The sequence below is a fragment of the Paenibacillus sp. FSL L8-0435 genome (genome assembly GCF_037965655.1).
In the GTDB taxonomy this organism is placed as follows: domain Bacteria; phylum Bacillota; class Bacilli; order Paenibacillales; family Paenibacillaceae; genus Paenibacillus.
This window is the reverse complement of sequence record NZ_CP150185.1, coordinates 1520761-1541074: the sequence shown is the minus strand read 5'-3', so window position 1 is coordinate 1541074 and position 20314 is coordinate 1520761. Positions and strand designations below refer to the sequence as shown.

General features: G+C 48.3%; 20 protein-coding genes and 5 tRNA genes. 11 read left to right on the top strand and 14 right to left on the bottom strand.

The window, feature by feature from the left end:
- Nucleotides 1-8: 8 nt before the first annotated feature.
- Both urtB and urtA read right to left on the bottom strand, forming a co-directional pair.
- Nucleotides 9-914, bottom strand: coding sequence for an urea ABC transporter permease subunit UrtB (urtB, locus tag NST33_RS06875; RefSeq protein ID WP_339307319.1), 906 nt, complete (start codon nt 912-914; stop codon nt 9-11).
- Nucleotides 915-1095: 181 nt separating this feature from the next.
- Nucleotides 1096-2346: an urea ABC transporter substrate-binding protein gene (urtA, locus tag NST33_RS06870; RefSeq protein WP_221819177.1), complete on the bottom strand. Its 1251-nt coding sequence runs from the start codon at nt 2344-2346 to the stop codon at nt 1096-1098.
- A gap of 261 nt (nt 2347-2607) precedes the next feature.
- Between urtA and NST33_RS06865 the strand changes: the two genes are divergently transcribed.
- From NST33_RS06865 to NST33_RS06840, 6 genes are read left to right on the top strand one after another with little or no spacing between them, the layout of a single operon-like run.
- A complete protein-coding gene (locus NST33_RS06865; RefSeq protein WP_076209470.1) occupies nt 2608-2910 on the top strand; it encodes an urease subunit gamma in 303 nt (100 codons plus the stop codon).
- A 17-nt stretch (nt 2911-2927) separates the two neighbouring features.
- Nucleotides 2928-3317 carry an urease subunit beta gene (locus tag NST33_RS06860; protein WP_221819176.1) on the top strand — a complete coding sequence of 130 codons (390 nt, stop codon included), beginning with the start codon at nt 2928-2930 and terminating at the stop codon, nt 3315-3317.
- Nucleotides 3314-5032 carry an urease subunit alpha gene (ureC, locus tag NST33_RS06855; RefSeq protein WP_339307315.1) on the top strand — a complete coding sequence of 573 codons (1719 nt, stop codon included), beginning with the start codon at nt 3314-3316 and terminating at the stop codon, nt 5030-5032. The genes NST33_RS06860 and ureC overlap by 4 nt, the downstream gene beginning before the upstream one ends.
- 33 nt (nt 5033-5065) lie before the next feature.
- Nucleotides 5066-5761: an urease accessory protein UreF gene (locus tag NST33_RS06850; protein ID WP_249911497.1), complete on the top strand. Its 696-nt coding sequence runs from the start codon at nt 5066-5068 to the stop codon at nt 5759-5761.
- Nucleotides 5762-5794: 33 nt separating this feature from the next.
- The gene (gene ureG, locus NST33_RS06845; RefSeq protein WP_017690021.1) at nt 5795-6514 is read left to right on the top strand and encodes an urease accessory protein UreG; all 720 of its coding nucleotides are present in this window, start codon (nt 5795-5797) and stop codon (nt 6512-6514) included.
- Entirely contained in the window at nt 6489-7391 is a 903-nt protein-coding gene (locus tag NST33_RS06840; RefSeq protein ID WP_339307312.1) for an urease accessory protein UreD, read from the top strand. Before ureG ends, NST33_RS06840 begins: the two co-directional genes overlap by 26 nt.
- 110 nt (nt 7392-7501) lie before the next feature.
- Here NST33_RS06840 and NST33_RS06835 read toward each other — a convergent pair whose 3' ends face one another.
- The 4 genes from NST33_RS06835 to NST33_RS06820 all read right to left on the bottom strand — a co-directional run bounded on the left by NST33_RS06835 (nt 7502) and on the right by NST33_RS06820 (nt 8450).
- Nucleotides 7502-7927, bottom strand: a complete 426-nt coding sequence (locus tag NST33_RS06835; protein WP_036610863.1) for a helix-turn-helix transcriptional regulator — start codon at nt 7925-7927, stop codon at nt 7502-7504.
- Between the two features lie 169 nt (nt 7928-8096).
- Nucleotides 8097-8179: transfer RNA gene (locus tag NST33_RS06830), tRNA-Leu, on the bottom strand.
- A 17-nt stretch (nt 8180-8196) separates the two neighbouring features.
- A tRNA-Lys gene (locus NST33_RS06825) sits at nt 8197-8272 on the bottom strand.
- A gap of 106 nt (nt 8273-8378) precedes the next feature.
- A tRNA-Glu gene (locus NST33_RS06820) sits at nt 8379-8450 on the bottom strand.
- A 308-nt stretch (nt 8451-8758) separates the two neighbouring features.
- Between NST33_RS06820 and NST33_RS06815 the strand changes: the two genes are divergently transcribed.
- Both NST33_RS06815 and NST33_RS06810 read left to right on the top strand, forming a co-directional pair.
- Complete coding sequence (locus NST33_RS06815; protein WP_047842021.1) at nt 8759-9535, top strand: DeoR/GlpR family DNA-binding transcription regulator; 777 nt, start codon at nt 8759-8761, stop codon at nt 9533-9535.
- A gap of 4 nt (nt 9536-9539) precedes the next feature.
- Nucleotides 9540-10436 carry a Cof-type HAD-IIB family hydrolase gene (locus NST33_RS06810; RefSeq protein ID WP_339307310.1) on the top strand — a complete coding sequence of 299 codons (897 nt, stop codon included), beginning with the start codon at nt 9540-9542 and terminating at the stop codon, nt 10434-10436.
- Nucleotides 10437-10500: 64 nt separating this feature from the next.
- On the opposite strand, the gene NST33_RS06805 is transcribed toward NST33_RS06810, so the two are convergent.
- Both NST33_RS06805 and NST33_RS06800 read right to left on the bottom strand, forming a co-directional pair.
- On the bottom strand, nt 10501-11172 hold the full coding sequence (locus NST33_RS06805; protein ID WP_091033649.1) for an MgtC/SapB family protein: 672 nt from the start codon (nt 11170-11172) through the stop codon (nt 10501-10503).
- Nucleotides 11173-11455: 283 nt separating this feature from the next.
- Nucleotides 11456-12115, bottom strand: a complete 660-nt coding sequence (locus NST33_RS06800; protein WP_339182786.1) for a flavin reductase family protein — start codon at nt 12113-12115, stop codon at nt 11456-11458.
- A gap of 104 nt (nt 12116-12219) precedes the next feature.
- On the opposite strand from NST33_RS06800, the gene NST33_RS06795 reads away from it, so the two are divergent.
- Nucleotides 12220-12918 (top strand): winged helix-turn-helix domain-containing protein, encoded by a 699-nt coding sequence (locus tag NST33_RS06795; RefSeq protein WP_339182784.1) that lies wholly within the window; start codon nt 12220-12222, stop codon nt 12916-12918.
- Nucleotides 12919-13139: 221 nt separating this feature from the next.
- Here NST33_RS06795 and NST33_RS06790 read toward each other — a convergent pair.
- The 3 genes from NST33_RS06790 to NST33_RS06780 form a co-directional block, all read right to left on the bottom strand.
- Nucleotides 13140-13228: transfer RNA gene (locus tag NST33_RS06790), tRNA-Ser, on the bottom strand.
- A 6-nt stretch (nt 13229-13234) separates the two neighbouring features.
- Nucleotides 13235-13310: transfer RNA gene (locus NST33_RS06785), tRNA-Asn, on the bottom strand.
- 94 nt (nt 13311-13404) lie between these two features.
- Nucleotides 13405-13866, bottom strand: a complete 462-nt coding sequence (locus tag NST33_RS06780; RefSeq protein ID WP_036669054.1) for a SprT family protein — start codon at nt 13864-13866, stop codon at nt 13405-13407.
- 119 nt (nt 13867-13985) lie between these two features.
- On the opposite strand from NST33_RS06780, the gene NST33_RS06775 reads away from it, so the two are divergent.
- Both NST33_RS06775 and cmpA read left to right on the top strand, forming a co-directional pair.
- Nucleotides 13986-14342, top strand: coding sequence for a hypothetical protein (locus NST33_RS06775; protein ID WP_017690032.1), 357 nt, complete (start codon nt 13986-13988; stop codon nt 14340-14342).
- Between the two features lie 182 nt (nt 14343-14524).
- Nucleotides 14525-14668: a cortex morphogenetic protein CmpA gene (cmpA, locus tag NST33_RS06770; RefSeq protein WP_017690033.1), complete on the top strand. Its 144-nt coding sequence runs from the start codon at nt 14525-14527 to the stop codon at nt 14666-14668.
- A gap of 182 nt (nt 14669-14850) precedes the next feature.
- Here the strand turns inward: cmpA and NST33_RS06765 are convergent, their stop codons facing one another.
- The 3 genes from NST33_RS06765 to NST33_RS06755 form a co-directional block, all read right to left on the bottom strand.
- Nucleotides 14851-17073 carry a Tex family protein gene (locus tag NST33_RS06765; RefSeq protein WP_339307307.1) on the bottom strand — a complete coding sequence of 741 codons (2223 nt, stop codon included), beginning with the start codon at nt 17071-17073 and terminating at the stop codon, nt 14851-14853.
- 464 nt (nt 17074-17537) lie between these two features.
- Nucleotides 17538-19727 (bottom strand): alpha-galactosidase, encoded by a 2190-nt coding sequence (locus NST33_RS06760; protein WP_339307305.1) that lies wholly within the window; start codon nt 19725-19727, stop codon nt 17538-17540.
- Between the two features lie 235 nt (nt 19728-19962).
- On the bottom strand, nt 19963-20313 hold the full coding sequence (locus tag NST33_RS06755; protein WP_024630714.1) for a type II toxin-antitoxin system PemK/MazF family toxin: 351 nt from the start codon (nt 20311-20313) through the stop codon (nt 19963-19965).
- Nucleotide 20314: the final 1 nt, after the last annotated feature.

Below are 20314 nucleotides of genomic sequence, written 5' to 3'. Positions count from 1 at the left end.
TTTTCACGTTAATCGAGACTCCGTGTGCGCATCGCGACCAATCCGCGTGGTTTCCATTGCAGGAAAGCAACGATACATACAAACACAAGCACCTTGCCAATGGAGGCCGAGGTATAGGTTTCGAACAGCGTGTTGAACATACCAATCCCCAATGCACCACACACGGTTCCGATCAATTTCCCTACGCCACCCAAGACAACGACCATGAACGCATCCACAATATAATACGTACCAAGTGAAGGACCTATCGGACCAATGAGCGTTAATGCACAACCTGCAATTCCGGCAATGCCCGAACCAATAGCAAAGGTCATACCATCCACCCGCCGGGTAGAAATCCCAAGACACCCCGCCATGCTCCGATTTTGCATTACAGCCCTCATTCGTCTTCCGGAAGATGTTCGATAGATATAGAGATACATACACAGCAGCACAACCGCAACCAGTGCGATAATGAAAATTCGTTTATACGGAAATACAATGCCATCCGAGATCGCCAATCCCCCATTGAGCCAAGCTGGACTGGACACTCCCACATTTGGTGCTCCGAATATGGTACGGGCCAGTTGTTGCAGCATCATGCCTACACCCCATGTCGCAAGCAGACTGTCCAGCGGCCTGCCATACAGATGCCTGATCAGAACCACTTCAAGCAACCAGCCAATCAGAGCAGCTACAATGAACGCAATTGGCAGAGCCACAACAAAGTAGGCACCAAACCACGCAGCCGGAGCATAGGACATGAACAGATTTTGTGTTACATACGTTGCATATGCACCAATCATGATCAGTTCACCGTGAGCCATATTGATAACATTCATCAGCCCAAATGTTACCGCCAGACCGAGTGCAATCAACAACAAAATCGAACTGATACTCAGACCATTGAACATCTGCAGGATAAACATATCCATCGCTATCCCCTCCTCCATACCGTGACTCTCGATATTTCACATGACTTCAATTAGCGGCAGGAACATTCCCATATTACAGTAACGCTTTACCGCGATACGGTGAGAGGATGTGTTGTCACACCCTCGTTTATGTTTCGACTGCTTTGAAGCGAGTTGCCTGTTTTATTGCGAGGTTTCTATGTTATTTAGCGCTGAGGGAAGCTCCCCATTCATACGTTTTCAGATAAGGGTCCGGCTTGACAGGCTCACCAGAATTCCACAATTCCTTGAACTGCCCATCTTCCTGCACCTCACCGATCCGTACGGTTTTGTAGATATGCTGATTCTCTCCATCCACGGTTACCTTACCTTCCGGAGCATCAAACTCCAGACCCTTGGCAGCTGCCTTCACCTTCTCCACGTCGGTTGATCCTGCTTTTTCCACCGCCGCCTTCCAGAGATAAACCGCCACATATCCCGCTTCAATCGGATCAGCTGTCACTCGATCAGCACCGTATTTTTCTTTATACTTGGCAACAAATGTTGCATTTTCAGGTGTATCCGTTGTCTGATAATAATTCCACGAAGCCAGATGTCCCTTCAATACGTCTGCGCCAATACCACGGATTTCTTCCTCCGCCACACTTACCGAGAGGGTCGTCATCTGATCCGAGGAGATTCCGGCATCCTTCAATTGTTTGAAGAAGGCCACATTGCTATCTCCGTTCAGTGTATTGTATACAATATCCGGCTTCGCAGCTTTGATTTTGCTAATGATGGTACTGTAATCGGTATGGCCTAGCGGTGTATATTCCTCGCCCACCACTTCGCCGCCTTCTGCTGTGAGTTGTGCCTTAATGACCTGATTGGCCGTTTTTGGGAATACATAATCTGAACCGAGCAGATAAAACGTCTTGCCCCTGTTCTCCAGTAACCAGGTTACAGATGGAACGATCTGTTGATTGGTTGTTGCTCCTGTATAAAAAATATTTGGCGACGATTCCAATCCCTCATATTGCACCGGGTAAAACAATAGACCTTTGTTCTGTTCAAACACCGGGAGCATAGCCTTCCGACTTGCAGAAGTCCATCCACCAAATACAGCAGCGACCTTATCCTGTTGCAGTAACTTCCCAGCCTTCTCCGCAAAAGTAGGCCAATCCGAAGCGCCATCCTCAATTACAGGCTCGATCTGTTTACCCAAAACTCCGCCCGCGGCGTTGATCTCTTCAATGGCAAGCATCTCCGCATCTTTAACAGATACTTCACTGATCGCCATCGTTCCGCTGAGAGAGTGAAGAATGCCAACTTTAATCGTATCACCGGATGCAGCCGGCTCTCCTGTACCACCTGAACCCGAAGCTTCAGGAGGCGTAGCGCCCTCCACACATCCTGTCATCACGATGACCGCACCCAGCAAAATACTCCATAACTTGACCGACCTCTTCTTCAATAGCCTACACTCCCTTTTTTTAGTCTATTGACGAACATTAAGGTCATTTGCGTCCGAAATGTTCGTTGATCCAAATTATGGAGGGTTACTCTCTTCATGTCAATATAGCTTACATAATTTTATTTCATGCCTACCTGTTTCATGCATACTGCTAATAAGCCTTGAAGCTTATTGACAAAGAAATCACCCTGTGTGAGTATATTTAACATATAACTTGATTCATGAACATATCAGACACTATAAGCGAAAGGTCGGATTGCCTTGCACTGGACTGAGCAGGAAAAGGAAAAACTCCTGATTACCGTGGCCGCTAACCTCGCCCGTGAACGAAGAGCACGCGGACTCAAGTTAAATGTTCCCGAAGCCATCGCCTTGTTGACCTCCGAACTGATGGAACGAGCACGGGATGGAATGAGTGTTGCCGAATTAATGAGATACGGAGGCACCATCCTGACACGTGAAGACTGTATGGATGGTGTTCCCGATATGATTCCTGAAGTACAGGTAGAAGCCACATTTCCTGACGGTACAAAACTGGTTACCGTACATGAACCTATACGCTGAGAAAGGCAGGAGAAACCATGATTCCTGGTGAATACCGTTTGAAGCCAGATGACGACATCATCTGTCATCCGGATCGTTCAACCCTACGACTCCTTGTCCTTAACCGCGGCGACCGCCCCGTCCAGGTCGGCTCTCACGTTCACTTCTATGAAGTGAATGCAGCACTGGACTTTGATCGCATGTCAGCTTTTGGACATCGCCTGCACATTCCGGCAGGCACCGCAGTTCGCTTCGAACCTGGTGAAGAGAAACCTGTCGAACTCACGACCTTTGGCGGCAAACGCCAAATTCACGGGTTCAACGGACTAACCGAAGGCTCTGCGGATCAAGTTCCTGATCCAGTGAAACTGGAGGCATTCCTGAAGACGTTCTCCCCTCCCATACCAGATGGAGGTGAACCTTCATGAAACGAATGAGCCGTGAACAATACGCGTCCATGTTCGGACCAACAACCGGTGATGCCGTAAGACTTGCAGATACCGAACTATGGGCAGAGATTGAACATGATTATGCCGTATACGGAGATGAGAGCAAGTTCGGAGGTGGTAAGGTTATCCGCGACGGAATGGGCCAGTCAACCACTGCTCTGCGAAGCGACGGCACTCCTGATACGGTTATCACCAACGCTATCATTATCGATCATTGGGGCATTGTAAAAGCGGATATCGGCATTCGGGATGGTCACATCTGCGCCATTGGCAAATCCGGTAACCCGGATACAATGGACGGTGTTCATCCCGCACTGGTCATCGGTGCTTCCACCGAAATCATCGCTGGTGAAGGCATGATTGTAACCGCTGGCGGCATTGATACCCATATTCATTTCATCTGCCCACAGCAGATTCAGACTGCGTTATCCTCCGGGGTCACGACCATGATCGGCGGCGGAACAGGACCTGCAACCGGAACCAAAGCCACCACCTGCACACCAGGAGCTTGGCACATCCACCGGATGCTGGAGTCCGCAGAAGCTTTTCCCATGAACATCGGTTACCTTGGCAAAGGCAACAGTTCCAGTACCGCACCTTTAATTGAACAGATTGAAGCTGGGGTAATCGGCCTGAAGCTGCATGAAGATTGGGGCACTACCCCGAGCGCTATCGACGCTTGTCTGACTGCCGCCGGGGAACATGATGTTCAAGTCGCTATCCACACCGATACACTGAACGAAACCGGATTTCTCGAAAACACCCTGGCTGCGATCAACGGCCGGACGATCCACACGTACCATACGGAAGGCGCTGGTGGCGGACACGCACCGGATATTATCCGGGCCGCTGGGGAGTCCTACGTTATCCCCTCATCAACCAACCCAACACGACCGTACACACGCAACACTGTAGAAGAGCATCTCGATATGTTGATGGTGTGTCATCACCTGGACCCTTCCATCCCGGAAGATGTAGCTTTTGCCGATTCGCGGATTCGTCCCGAAACCATCGCAGCCGAAGACATTTTGCATGATCTTGGTGTGTTCAGCATCATCAGTTCCGATTCACAGGCCATGGGCCGAGTGGGCGAAGTCATTATCCGCACCTGGCAGACAGCCGACAAAATGAAAAAACAGCGCGGCAAACTTGAGCTCAACCCGAATTCCCCCTCCGATAACGATCGGATCAAGCGATATGTCGCCAAGTACACCATCAATCCAGCTATCGCACACGGAATCGGTCATCTCGTCGGTTCGGTGGAAGTTGGAAAGCTGGCAGATCTAATCATATGGAAACCGGCCTATTTCGGTGTAAAACCCGAGATCGTCATTAAAGGTGGCATGATCACGTTTGCCCAGATGGGTGATCCCAATGCGTCCATCCCGACACCTCAGCCCGTATTTGGTAGACCGATGTTTGGAGCCTATGGTAGCGCCATTGCCAGCGGATCGATCACATTTGTCTCCCAAGCCGCAGCAGATGCGGGGATCAAAGAGTTATTGGGCCTGAAGAAACGGGTTGAACCCGTCAAGGGCTGTCGCTCGGTCAGTAAAAAAGACATGATTCATAACGACGTCACCCCCGTTATTGAAGTCGATCCCGAAACCTACGAGGTACGCGCCGACGGCGAGCTACTCACCTGTGAACCCGCAGACGAGTTGCCTATGGCACAGCGGTACTTTATGTTTTGATAGGAATACGGATTAGCTGATAAGGGGGCACTCATGATGAATAGTGGCACGAAGCTACTCCGTTATGTTCAGCTGCTGGATTCAGCCCTGCCCATCGGTGGTTTCTCCCATTCCTTCGGTCTGGAAGCTTACACGCATGATGGCACCGTGCAAAATACCGCGCAGCTTGAACAGTTTATTCGTAGCCAGCTTCACTCCAGTCTTGTACGACTAGATGGTCTTGCCATCAAAGGCGTCTATCAGGCGATAAAACAGCAAGATGCCGCTCTACTTGCCCTGTATGACAAACGTGTCCACGCCCAGCGCTCCCCTCGGGAACTCAGGGAAAGCGGCCACAAAATGGGAAAACGACTGCTCAAGCTGGCCCGTTCACTCTATCCATGGATGGACTTTTCCCTGATCGATGAGGCTATACGGGAACACGGCGCGTATTGTGGCATCACGACCATTCACGGTTATATCAACTATCAATTGGAGATTGAATTGGATGAAGCCGTTACCGGGCATCTGTATACCTCAGTGAACGCTTATGTGAACAGCGCACTTCGCCTGCTGCCCATCGGACAAACCGAAGCGCAGATGTTGATTCAGAAACTGCTTGATGATATCGAAGCGGAATGGGCGCTCATTCGGGAAAATGACCCGGAAGATATGCACAGCTTCGGAATCGCCCAGGAAATCTACGCCATGCGGCACGAGACCTTACCCGCGCGGTTGTTTATGTCTTAACTACAACTTTTATCTAACTTAGGAGGAATTGTTATGTGTGGAGGAGCTAATCATACGCATCATCCGGAGTGGGAACGTAAAGCATTTGATCGGAGTCGTCCGATGCGAATTGGAATTGGCGGACCGGTAGGTTCAGGTAAAACAGCCCTGGTGGAGAAGCTGTCCAAGGCACTGCGTACACGTTATAGCCTTGCTGTCATCACCAATGACATATACACCAAGGAAGATGCCGAAATCTTGCTGCGTCAGAATGCACTGGCACCAGAGCGCATTATCGGTGTAGAGACAGGCGGATGCCCGCACACGGCTATTCGTGAGGATGCCTCCATGAATTTCGAAGCGGTTGACGAGTTGATTGAACGTTTCCCGGATCTGCAACTGATCTTCATCGAGAGTGGCGGCGACAATCTCTCCGCTGCATTCAGTCCGGAACTGGCCGATGTGTTCATCTACATTATCGACGTTGCCCAAGGGGAGAAACTCCCTCGCAAAGGCGGTCCCGGAATCACACGTTCAGATCTGCTGTTAATCAACAAAACCGACCTCGCCCCTTACGTTGGTGCAAGCCTGGAAGTTATGAAAAATGATACCGAACGGGTACGCGAAGGCCGCCCTTATGTCATGTCTAATCTAATGAGCGGTGAAGGTGTATCCGAGATTGTCCACTGGCTTGAACATCAATATATGGATGACGATGCTTCCGCTGCACATCTGCATTCACACAGCCATGAACATGGCACTCACTCGCATTAATTCATCTTCTGTCCCCACGGAAACAGAGCTAAATGGGAATGAAAGTGCAGGTTCGCCCGTCACACGCCGCAGCGAGCTTCGGGCCACCTTTGCCTTTCAAGGCGACCGGACTGTCATGACTGATCGTTATTACAGCGCACCACTCCGGTTTAGCCGATCCTTTCGACCTCCCGGAGGCGGAACCGAATTATGTGTGTACACGTCAGACGTCTCGCCTGGAGTCCTTAACGGGGATCATTATCATTCCGAGTGGGAATTAGGTGAAGGCACCCATGTCATGCTGAGCAGCACATCTGCTACCAGACTCCATCCCACACCTTCCATTCCTTCATCCGTTAATCATCACTTTCGGTTGGGAAAAGGGGCCACGCTGGAATACTTCCCTGAATGCGTCATTCCCTTCAAGGGAAGTTCTTCTTCGCTCGCTGTAACCTTTGAGCTGGAAGAACAGGCAATCCTGGCCTATGCAGATATCTGGTCTGCCGGACGGATTCATCGGGGAGAAGCGTTCCAATTCGAGCGTTACCGCAGCTTGACGGAGATATGGCAAGGTGAGCAACTGGCTGTCTGGGATCGATTCGGACTCGAACCGGATACCGATGATCCCAGACACTCAGCGTCCCTCCTTCACTACACACATACCGCTGCGTTATGGATGATTGCCCCGGGGCTTGGTACTGCGGAGTTGGAGCAAGTCAGATCTGCTCTGCCACCAGATGGACGAATGCTCGCAGGTGCAAGTTTGCTGGCAACCGGTGGAATCGGCGTTCGACTCCTTGGCATGGCAGCTTGGGAACTTCAGGAGCAGTGTCTTCAAATCTGGAATACACTCCGCCCCCATCTGCTGAGCAAAGAAACCCTCGTCTTTCGTAAATAAGGGCGTGAAGTAAGGATGGTTAACACAAAAACCTCTGAACTGTCTCCGAGTGTGTTCGGATTAGTCCAGAGGTTTTTGTACATTCAGTCTATGGATGCTGCTCATATCACTTACGCTTCGTTTTCCTCAGAATCGTTCTCTGACTTGTTCTCAGGTTTATAGCGATAGTCGCCTGCATCCTTGCTTTCCTTGGATTTGCGGTAACGGGTGAACTCAATATATTCGCTGATAAAAGACTGTTCCACAGTCGATAATTCACTTTCTTGGCAATTCAATTGCCGCAAAACGTCAAAAAAATAATCCTCCCGTTTTTCCCGAACCATCGCTTCCTTCGATGGACGTCCAATCATGAGCCAGTCGAGGCTCACATCAAAAAACGAAGCAATCTCAATTAATTTATTCGTACTCGGAATAGACTTGCCACGTTTCCAATCACCCAGATTGCCTGTGCTAATCTTCAGCTGTTGGCAGAAAGCCTTCTTGGTCATTCCTCGTTCGGCAATCAGGTGTTCAATTCGCTCATAGATCGACTGCATACAAGAACCGCCTTCCAACCGTAATAATCAACTCATCTGCTTGAATTATACCACATTATTCCTGAATGCTCAGCCTTTATATGCCTGGAACAGGATAAGGTATATCGTATAACACAAAGATAGACTCCCATGAATGATCATAGAAGTCTATCTTATATTGTTGCTGTGATGCGGTCGAGAGGACTCGAACCTCCACGGGTATACACCCACTACCCCCTCAAGATAGCGTGTCTGCCATTCCACCACGACCGCATATTCAATTGTAAAAATGGTGAGCCATGAAGGGCTCGAACCTTCGACACCCTGATTAAAAGTCAGGTGCTCTACCAACTGAGCTAATGGCTCTTGCTGTAAACTTCACCGGATGTGCCATGCTTCATTCTTGTCTATAAGAGCAATGACTTTGAGGATTACTCATCGAAAATGTAGATCTCATGAGGTGGTGAAGATATGACCCGTAGGGGATTCGAACCCCTGTTACCTCCGTGAAAGGGAGGTGTCTTAACCCCTTGACCAACGGGCCTTAATAACAAGTTGTCTTTCTTGGCGACAAGAATGAGTATACCACAGGACAATTTGAACTTGCAATACTTTTTTTGAAATTTATTTTTCAAGCCTTTTTGTCCATTGCATACTGTTCTTCAGAGGCCCGTTAATCGCCACCTCTCCTATTCATGCCAGTGTCATCACTGTGCAGGAAAAATGTAAATCATTCATTAAAACACTTACAAAAACTTACGTTCACTTATAATATTGCAAATCACATTAAAAATACTTATAATTAAAGTATCAGTATAAGTACGGTCATCCATACACTCGGAGGTGACATGTTTGTTTCAAGAAGAACGAATGCAGCTCATTGTTGAACATCTACGCAAACACAATCGCATCTCAGCCGATGATATTGTCGCCTTGTTTGATGTATCACGGGATACTGCACGCAGGGATCTGATTAAGCTTGAGGAACAGGATGCCATTATCCGAACACGTGGCGGTGCGATTCTCCCCCCTCCTCCGCAAGAATTCAGATCCTACAAAGACCGTTTACTCGATGTATCTGAGGAAAAGAGGGCCATCGGCAAACTCGCTGCGGCCATTGTAAGGGAAGGCGAGATCATTATTCTGGACTCTTCCACGACTGTGCAGGCCTGTGCCGAGAACTTAAACGGCAAATCCTGTACCGTCATTACCAATTCGATTCATTCCGCTGATCTTCTCTCCAATCACACTGCTGTCCAGATTCGTTTGCTCGGAGGCAAAGTAGATAAAGAACAACGTTATGTCTACGGTACCTCTGTTATCGAGACCCTCTCCCACTATTATGTAGATAAAGCCTTTATCGGAATTGGTGGTATCACCATGGATGGCTTCAGTGCTTCCGAAGAGGAAGGGAAAATTAAACACCAAATGATGAAAGCTGCCAAGAAAGTTGTTGTTCTTGCAGATCAATCCAAGTTTGATAGACGTTATGGTTATCGTTTTGCCGACTGGTCATTGGTGGATGTATTGATTACGGATCAATGGCCAACCAAAGAATGGCTTGTTTTTCTAGCCGAACAACAGGTTGAGATTCTCATTCCTGAACCTACAGATGATAAGGAGTTGTAAATATATGAAATTATTTGCCACAGATTTAGATGGAACTTTGTTGAACATAGATAGCCAGATTAGCCCGGAGAATGCCGCAGCCATCCAAAAGGCCCAGCAATCCGGTATGAAAGTTACCATTGCAACAGGACGTGTCTATTCCGATGTTGTGACCATCAGCCGCGAAGGCGGAATCAAAACCCCGATTATCGGCTCCAATGGAGCGACAATTCATGATGCAGACGGTGAACGTTTATTCCATCTTCCGCTCGAGCGTGACACAGCAGCTTCCGTCATGCAGTGGCTGGAAGATCATGATGTCTATTATGAGGCTTCAACGCAACAAGGCATCTATGCCCCGCGTAGCAGTCATGAGACCTTGCTTGCCGAGATGGAACGTGTTCTTGGTTCGAACCCTGGTGAGGACATCGCACGCATGATTCGCTCCATCAAGAAACACTATGACAAAAAAGACTACCACCGCGTAGACAGCCACCTCGAAATTCCGGCAGAAGCCTACATCTATAATATTATGGCCTTCTCCATGAATCCGGACAAAGTAAAGACTGGTCGAGAATACTTCGCTTCCCGATCCGATGTCGCCATGGTTGTATCCTTTGAGCATAACTTCGAAATGCAGCACCCGGACGTATCCAAAGGTAATGCCCTCACCAAACTGGCGGCTCACCTGAACATCTCCATGGAGGATACCGTAGCGATTGGCGATAACTTCAACGATGTCTCCATGTTAAAAATGGCAGGACTCGGCATCGCCATGGGTAATGGCGAACCCGAGATCCAGGCATTAGCCAAAGCCATAACGTTGACCAATGTGGAGCACGGTGTAGCCCATGCTATCGAGTGCCTGCTTGAAGGTAAACCGGTGTCCCGTCCAGAAACGATTGTCGGAGAAGGTCAGTAATTGAACCCATACTGAATTAAGTACTGAACCTGCATGGTCGCCTGTTGATCCATGCAGGTTCTCTTCATTTTAACTCCGCAGATCGAACGTGAGGCACGTCCTGTAACAAAATAATCAGTTGCTCACCCCGGTACGAACCCGGTAGTTGCAATGTGAACTCAAGCACAGTCTCTTCCACGGAGTCTGTGCTTGTTTGCTGTTCTGTCTTAAATCCGATGACTGATATCTTCTCCTGCCCCAGCAGTGCCAAAACAGTCTTCAGGGCCTCTCCCTCATTTTGCAGATGGATGGTTAACGTCTCTGTTCGGGCGGATACCAACCAGCGTGTGGGTCTATGCAGTAACATCTGTGCCACGACAATAAGCAGTGTCACGCCTGCACCCGTCCAATACAGACCTGAACCCACAGCAAGTCCCATGCCTGCCGTAGCCCATATGCCAGCCGCTGTGGTCAATCCCCTGACCGTGTGACGCTGTGTGAAGATCATCCCGGCTCCAATGAACCCCACACCGCTAACGACTTGTGCAGCAATCCTTGACGGATCAAGAGACAGATTGGCCCAGCCAGCCTGATCCTGGAATCCGTATTTGGATACAATCATCATCAGGGCAGCACCAACGGCCACCACAAAATGAGTACGAATCCCCGCCTCTTTCATTCGATTCTTGCGCTCATAACCGATTAGCACACCACATATTCCAGCTATGAGTACACGCATCAAATATTCCACTTCCATGCACATCACCTCTTTCATTATGTATATGCTTACATGAGTCTATCTTTACTATTACCCAATCTTTCCCTGACTATATAAGTTGAACTAAAGATTATTTACACTGGCACTACGATGACAGAACAACCTTCCAATCGCTGTTATCCCCAGATTTTTTCGATTCCCTTTTCTCAAGGGAAAATCCGGTGATAAAGGCGAGCGCTTCGCTTTTTCAGTTTGTTTCTGTCCTCTCCGTTATCGTGTAAATGATTAATTCATCTTATATAATAAAAAGCCTCTACTCAGGTCACTTCTCTGCCCGGAAATTTTCCCCTTGTCTCTTGCCCAATCCGAAATATTGTCTGAAATTATATATCAGCGGATGCCATTCCTCTGGATTAATCTTGTTCGGTCCAGATATTAGTCTTGTGTGCACGTGCACCTTCAACGCTTTCACTTCCACAATCGCCATGAACGGTGTATGTTCGGGAATACGTATGTGTTGTACAGCCGCCTCAATCTGGAGCGGACATTCAACTATTTTATCTGGTGCCACCTGAACCGAGCATTCAGATGTTAGTCCAGCTACAGTGAATTTATCATGACAATATTCATAGCCCATCTTCCTTTTCTCCTCAGGAACCGGTGTGACTCCCGTATAACGTCCTAATGCCTCAACCTGTCTCCACATGGTCGCATCTGGTAAATTAATCACACACTCCGGATGTCGACTCAGATTTTCATAGGCTTTGCCCTGTGTACCTAGACCGAGAACCAGACAATCCCCAAGCGCCCAAGACGAAGATAATGGTGACAGGTTGGTTGACCCATCCTCATTTAATGTGCTTAGCAGCAATACGGGCGTACCATAATATAAAATACTGGGATTAATCGTCTCATGTTGAATCACTGCTGGACTCGCGGACAACTGCTCTGTAGCAAAGTCCTGTTTCGTTATCTTTTTCATCCTGAACCTCTCCTGTTCCCATTCCAATGATATATAAGCTCAATCTGACCGTAGGACGATACAACTGGATTGTAATACAGTAATAGTTCAGATATGATCGAAGTATGAATGTATATCCGAATATTACTGTTATTGCGTCGTTAATCGCTGATCCAAGCCGCGCTATTTTTCTGTCATCCTTACTGGATGGCCGTGCGTTGCCCGCAGGAGAGCTTGCTCATATGGCAAGTGTCACTCCCCAGACGGCAAGCAGCCATCTAGCTAAACTCGTAGAGGGAGGATTACTCGAAGTTGAACAACAAGGACGCCATCGATACTACCGTCTTGCAAACAAAGAAATTGCTAATCTGATTGAAACGATGGCCAGTATTGCTCCGCCTGTACAGATCCGCTCTCTCAAACAATCCGATCAGCTTCAACAACTGAGTCATGCACGGACCTGTTATGGTCATCTGGCCGGGAAATTGGGAATCTCGCTCTGTGAAGCCTTAATACAGAAGGGGTATCTTTCAGAGCCAGAAGAGGCACACAGCAAGGATTATCAAGTTACAGAGAAAGGAATACAGTGGTTCACTACGTTTGGAATTAAACTTCAGATGAAGCCAGGATCACGCCGGGCCATCGCTCGCAAATGTCTGGATTGGAGCGAACGCCGTCATCATCTCTCAGGTATACTTGGGGAACAACTCAGACATCGATTATCGGAACTGGACTGGATTCGTCAAAAAACAGGAAGTCGCTCTGTCGAAGTAACGGAAGCAGGCAAGAAAGGTTTATACGAGGTGTTGAGCATCACACTTTAAGCAGAAGCGTATACAAGGGATAACCAAAGATCAGTACACGCAAAAAATCCCCTTCACACTGACCGTTAACCGGTCTAATGTGAAGAGGATTTTTTGTCATTCAGAACGGAGAGAGAGGGATACTCTCACTTCGTTCGAGACTGCGAAGTATTGCTAACGAAGCTTATGCTCCGACGAACCTTTAGGGTTCTCATCCCTTTGCAGAGAAGTTTAATTCAGAACGGAGAGAGAGGGATTCGAACCCTCGCACCGCTTACGCAGTCTAACCCCTTAGCAGAGGGTCCCCTTATAGCCACTTGGGTATCTCTCCAAGAAATGGCTCCCCGAACAGGGCTCGAACCTGTGACAACTCGATTAACAGTCGAGTGCTCTACCAACTGAGCTATCAGGGAAAATTAACTTGAATAAGATTAATTTATCATGATTAATAATCCAAGTCAACATGCCTTTCATCACTTTACTTACGCGTAGTGAACAATGCACACATCAGATATTCTGAAGGCCCAGCTTTCCCGCGCAACGACCACAACGGTAACGCTTCGGATCTATTTTCCGCTTGCGCAAATATTCCGTACCACAGCTCTTGCACACCAGCTTATAACGATATGGCAGCGGCTTTCTGCCTTTACCGTCAGGAAGTGATTGGCAGTAACGCGAGCCGCCTACCTTCTGCAATAAAGCCTTGAATTCCGGGTCACGATGCTGATAGCCGCGCCCACGAATATGCAGATGATAGTGACACAGCTCATGTTTGATGATTTTCTCAACCTCATCTCGCCCATAGGCTTCGAGTTGATGCGGATTGATCTCAATCCGGTGACTTTTGAGCATATAACGCCCACCTGTTGTGGTCAGGCGACTGTTAAACAACGCTTCATGGGTGAACGGCACTCCGAAATGATCCAGTGATACCTGTTCAATCCATTGTTGCAATTCCTCATTTTCCATCGGTATCCTCTCCTTGCACCCCCTCGGAGCATTTGTTTTTCCGGTATAATACTTGAATTTTAACCGTTTCGTAGGCTACACTGTCAAGTAGAATGTATGAGGGGAGATTATTACTCGTTATGCCTACAATGCGCTATGTCATCCTGCAGCAGGAACAACAATTGCAGTTCGTGGAAATGCCGGCAGATTACGCCTATCAACTCAGTGCGCTCAACCTGCGCCTGCACAAGGAAATTGATAAACTCACTGCAGCAGATGTCCCTGTCCTGCCTTGGGCGATCGCCGAATGTGACAGCCTCGATCTCCTAAACGAAAATCTTACTATCATCGGCGGCCTTGATTATATCAATGCGCTTGAAGAATCTTTTGCAGCACTACGTGAAAGCCATTATCCTTTGATTTCTCTGCTTACCGAAATCCGGGCTCTTCAGGCCCAATTGGAACAATGGTATGAAGAAGAGATGGAAGCTCTCTAATTCACTGCAGTTATCATTTTATAATGATGAGAACGAAAAGCACATCTCCCTGAATTGGGATTTGTGCTTTTTTTTGAGTGAACAAGATTGATTTGCCGGAGGCCTCCACTTATCCCGCACAGTCCAGGCTATTGCCACATATGCTAACGTACAGATGAATTATGCAAGAGGAGGAGATACCCTTGCCTCAATGGCTTTGCAATCAACTGATGCGTGCATTTCACAAAAAGGACAGCCGGCAAATCAAGTTGCTGAACGAATGCTGGTTCTTTTATCGCAATAAACCAGCAAATGGCACACCACGCAGCGCGGAGAACGAACTTTAAGAGGTTGTTCATAAAAGTCTGCTTTGGATTACGAAGGATGGCCTTTTGAACACGCTCTTTAAGAAAAAGCCATCATTATTCCCACCGTACTTACTAAAGGAATTAGAACGGACAACGGGAACATTACTGTCGACAACAAACAGCCTTCCTGGTTAGGGAAGGCTGTTCTCCAATCCTACTATTTAAGAAGACTGTTGCGCAGAAGCTGGCTTCTTCATCGTAAGGCCGACACGGCTTTTTTTGGTATCCACATTCATAACCCAGACCGTTACATTGTCTCCGACAGATACAACATCCATCGGATGTTTAACATACCCGTTGCTGAGCTGTGAGATATGGACAAGCCCATCACTCTTGATCCCAATATCAACAAAAGCACCGAAATCAATAACGTTCCGAACCGTACCTTGCAACTCCATGCCTTCCACCAGATCCTCAATTTTCAATACATCTGTACGGAAGATTGGCAAGGGCATTTCTTCACGCGGGTCACGACCTGGACGCTGCAAGCTGTCCAGAATGTCACGCAATGTAGGTACACCTACGTCCAGTTTCACAGCCAGCTGCTCTGGCTGTTGCTCAGACAGTAACACCGACAGTTCCTTGCTTCCTAGCTTGTCCAGTGCAACCTGAAGCTCCTTGAACAGCTGATCCACCACCTTGTAGGACTCAGGGTGAATCGGTGTACGATCCAATGGATTCTCGCCCTCACCAATACGCATAAATCCTACGCACTGCTCATAGGTTTTGGCACCCAGACGTGGAACCTTCTGAAGCTGACGGCGGTTCGTGAACCGGCCATTCTCTTCACGGTACTTCACAATGTTTTTGGCAATCGTAGCGTTAACTCCGGCAACATATGACAGCAACGAAGGTGATGCCGTATTCACATCCACACCCACATGGTTAACTGCGGATTCGACAACAGCCTTCAGGCTTTCTTCGAGAATCTTCTGGGATACATCATGCTGATATTGACCCACGCCAATGGCTTTTGGATCAATCTTAACCAACTCCGCAAGCGGGTCTTGTACACGACGTGCGATGGAAGCTGCACTGCGCTCGGCAACATCCAGATCCGGGAACTCTTCCTGGGCCAGCTTGGATGCAGAATATACACTCGCGCCTGCTTCGTTAACAATCAGATACACAAGACTTTCATCACCGTTCTCCTGAATGATCTCAGCAACAAACTGCTCCGTTTCACGTGATCCGGTACCATTACCAATGACGATCAGTCCGATATCATATTGCTTGATCATCCGATGGAATACTTCCGCAGCTTCACGTTTCTTGTTGTGTGGTGGCGTTGGGTAGGTCACAGCCACTTCCAGCAGTTTGCCCGTATCATCTACTACAGCCAGTTTACAACCGGTACGATAGGCCGGATCGACACCCAGCACACGTTTGCCATGAATAGGCGGTTGAAGCAACAGGTTACGCAGATTGGCCGAGAATACCGATATGGCCTGATTTTCACCTTTTTCCGTAAGTTCTCCACGAACTTCTCGCTCAATGGAAGGCGCAATAAGCCGTTTGTATGCATCTTCAATCACATCACGCAGGATATCCTGCACGGCAGAAGCACCACGAATGATCTGTCCTTCCATATGGCGATGGGCCGGTTCTGCCTGTACGTCCAGGCCGACTTTCAGAATACTCTCACGTTCACCGCGATTAATTGCGAGAATACGGTGTGGGGGCATCTTTTTGGCTAGTTCGCGGTAATCATAATAATTCTCGTACACGGACTCCTCTTGAGCATCCTTCGCTTCTGAAGTCAGCATCCCGTGATCCAAGGTGTACCGACGAATCCAGGCACGAATGGCAGCATCGTCTGCAATATTCTCCGCCAGAATGTCTTTGGCTCCCTGAAGCGCCGATTCTGCATCTTCTACACCCAGTTCAGCATTGATATATTTCGCAGCTTCCTGGAGTGCATCTCCTTGTTTCGGTTGACCCCAGATCCATACAGCAAGGGGCTCAAGACCTTTTTCCTTGGCCACACTGGCACGTGTTTTACGCTTCTGACGGTAAGGTCGATACAGATCTTCCACTTCCTGCAGCTTCACAGCCTGCGTAATGGATTGCTTCAGTTCTCCGGTCAGCTTGCCCTGTTCCTCTATAATACGGATGACTTCCAATTTGCGATCCTCAAGATTGCGCAGATAAACAATGCGTTCTTCAATCGATCGCAGCTGGTTCTCATCCAGCTCTCCAGTCATTTCTTTACGGTAGCGGGCGATAAATGGAATCGTATTGCCTTCGTCCAGAAGCTCCGACGTGGTACGGACCTGCTTCAAGGACAGTGACAGTTCCTTGGCTACCTGTTTGATGATTCGTTCATGGCGTTCTGCCTTTATTGTTTCTTCATTGGGTTCCAGAACCGTTTCCTGTTCAGACAAAATAAATCCCTCTTTCCTTCCTGAATCGTTCGTTACAATCATTTCAGGGCAGCTTTGCTGCTGTAATTACAGTATAGTTAAACCATTTGTTTCTTCCACTCTACCCTATATTATCACAGAATCACGTCCAGATTTCCATCAATCCGCAAGCATACAAGTTCTGACAGAATGATGTCATCCTCCAGCCTTCCCCAATACGTCAAAAAAAGACCGAAAAAACGTCAACACGACGCTCCTCGGTCCTCCTTTGTTTAAAACTTTATATGCAATAGCAATCTAATAAGTGAAACTTCTCATTTACACGATAACGGAGAGGACAGAAAAAACCTGAAAAAGCGAAGCGTTCGCCTTTATCCCCGGATTTCCCCTTCGAGAAAAGGGAATCGAAAAATCTGGGGATAACAGCGATTGGAAGGTTGTTCTGTCATCGTAGCATCAATGTAAATAAAATGTAGTTCACTTATCTAGACACGCTCGAACCGGAACAGTTCGCTCAGATAGTCTCCTGATGTGCTGCCTACCGAAATACCGCCATACATGAGGGCATCGCCGGTAAAGGTCTCCGAGCCGCCTTTCAGACGGTAATCTGCATTAGGGTCCAATCCTTTCAGCTTCAGACGTTGCAGTGGCGCATTAGGCTCAGAGAGCACGCGGAAGTAGAATACAACGGCTTCGCTTCCGTCTGGTGCAATAAACATCCATGCTGTCTCATTACCTTCAAATGGACTGAGCAAACGGCGGAATGTTCCATATTGAACCGTTCCACGAATCTCTTTGTACAGCTCAACCTGGGCTTTCACGATGTCATTCTCTTCCTCCGTGAATTTCGTCAGATCCAGCTCGTAACCGAAGTTGCCCGACATTGCAACATGTCCCCGAATTTCAAGTGAAGTTATCCGGTTGACCTGATGATTCGGTACCGCTGAGATATGCGACCCCATCGAACTTACCGGGTACACAAGACTCGTACCGTATTGAATCCGCAGGCGGGATATGGCATCCGTGTTATCACTTGTCCACGTCTGTGGCATGTAATACAGCATACCTGGATCGAAGCGGCCACCACCACCTGAACAGCTCTCGAACAGAATGTTCGGGAACGCCGAAGTGATTCGTTCCATAACGTCATACAACCCCAGCATGTAACGATGCGCGGTCTCACGCTGTCTGTCTGCCGGAAGCAACGCAGAACCCACTTCCGTCATATTCCGGTTCATGTCCCATTTCACATAAGTGATTGGTGCAGAACCAAGTACGTCTGTTAACATGCGCACAATCTCATCACGTACATCCTGACGAGAGAAATCGAGTACCAGTTGTTGACGCCCTTCTGTCCGGCGACGATCAGGCACATGCAGACACCAGTCCGGATGCGCACGGTACAGCTCACTGTCTGGTGAGATCATCTCAGGCTCAAACCACAATCCAAACTGCATATCCAGACCTGTTACGCGGTTAGCCAGATCATCCAGTCCCTGTGGCAATTTGTTCTTATCTACAATCCAGTCCCCCAGCGAGGAGTTGTCACTGTCCCGGTGTCCAAACCAGCCATCATCCAAGACAAACAGCTCAATACCCAGCTTCTGTCCAGCACGAGCGATCTGTTCAATCTTGTCTGCATTGAATCCAAAGTAGGTTGCTTCCCAGTTATTGACCAGAACCGGACGTTCCGCATTGCGGAACTGACCACGCGCAAGACGCTCCCGATACAATTCGTGGTAGGACTGTGACATGCCGTCCAGACCTGCAGCCGAGTACACCATAACTGTCTCAGGTGTCTGGAACGATTCTTGCGGCTCCAACTTCCAGCTGAACTCGAACGGGTTGATCCCGAGCGATACACGGGTGGTGTGGAACTGATCCACTTCAGCCTGTGCGGTGAAGCTGCCGCTATAAACGAGACTGAATCCGTAAACTTCACCTTGGTCTTCATCCGTGCCTGGTGTCATCAACGCAATAAATGGATTCTGCTGGTGACTGCTTGAACCACGACGGCTCTCAATCCCTTGCAGGCCTGAAGCAAGCGGTCTGCGAACGATATCACGTTCCCGTGTCCAAGCCCCTGACAATTGCAACAATTCATAATCAGCATGCGGAAAATCAACAGATGAACTGAGCGCACGCGCCACATTCACTGAGGTAGCGCTCTCATTAACGATACGCATGGAGCGTGTAATTGCATTAAATGCCGTAAAGGCTGTATAGGAAAGCTCGATTTTGATGCCTGCAACGCGGTCTTCCAACTCAATAACCAGCGTCTCTGCTTCGTCATCGGATTCAACATACGTTGCTGGCAGTCCGGTAAGCGCTGCCTTTCCTTTGACCAATCGATGGCCTGTATACGTAAACTCCGAAACCGTCGAGCCATTCTCAAGTTCCAGTTGGATAGCCGGATTACGGAAATCACTTGTGCCATACACGGGTAGTTCCACTGCCAATGTATCAAATGAAATTGTACGGTCCTCTGGCACCGGGTTGGGGCTAAAGGACGCTCGTTCTGTCCGCACATGCAACCAGCTCAGATCGGTGTCGCGTAATTTTTTGCCATAATACAAATGCACCAAATATCCTGAGGGCAGTACCTGGAATACGTAGCTGGCCTCGCGGGTCTGTAAATGAAACTGAAGTTTCTCTTGATTGATGTAAATGCTCATATGTCTCCTCCACCTCTATATATAGGTCTTTCGGGTAAACGGTTTCTCAGGTTTCATTATAGCGAAAAGATCGCCAATGTTCTACGCTTTCATCAAGCTTTAATCAAAAGAGCGCATAACAGCCCGAAGGATGTCATACGCTCTTTTGGTTACAGTCTGAATTCAGTGTGTTCCCTTACAGGAACATCCATTGCCAACGGACGGCAGGGCAGCGTACAAGACGCTGGTTGCTGCCTTAAAAATCGATTAAACCAAGGCTGATCTGTAAGGCTTCGTTGACCAGTTTCATGGTCTCCTCGTCCAGATGGGTAATCTTGTCAGTCAGCCTCTGTTTATCAATCGTCCGTATTTGTTCGAGCAAAATAACCGAGTCCCGGTCAAAGCCGTGTGCCGCCGCATCAATTTCAACATGCGTTGGCAGCTTTGCCTTCTGGATTTGGGCGGTGATAGCCGCCACAATACAAGTTGGACTGAACCGGTTGCCGATATCATTCTGGATCACCAGAACCGGCCTGACTCCACCTTGCTCGGAACCGACAACGGGAGAAAGATCCGCAAAAAAAACGTCACCACGTTTTACGATCAAT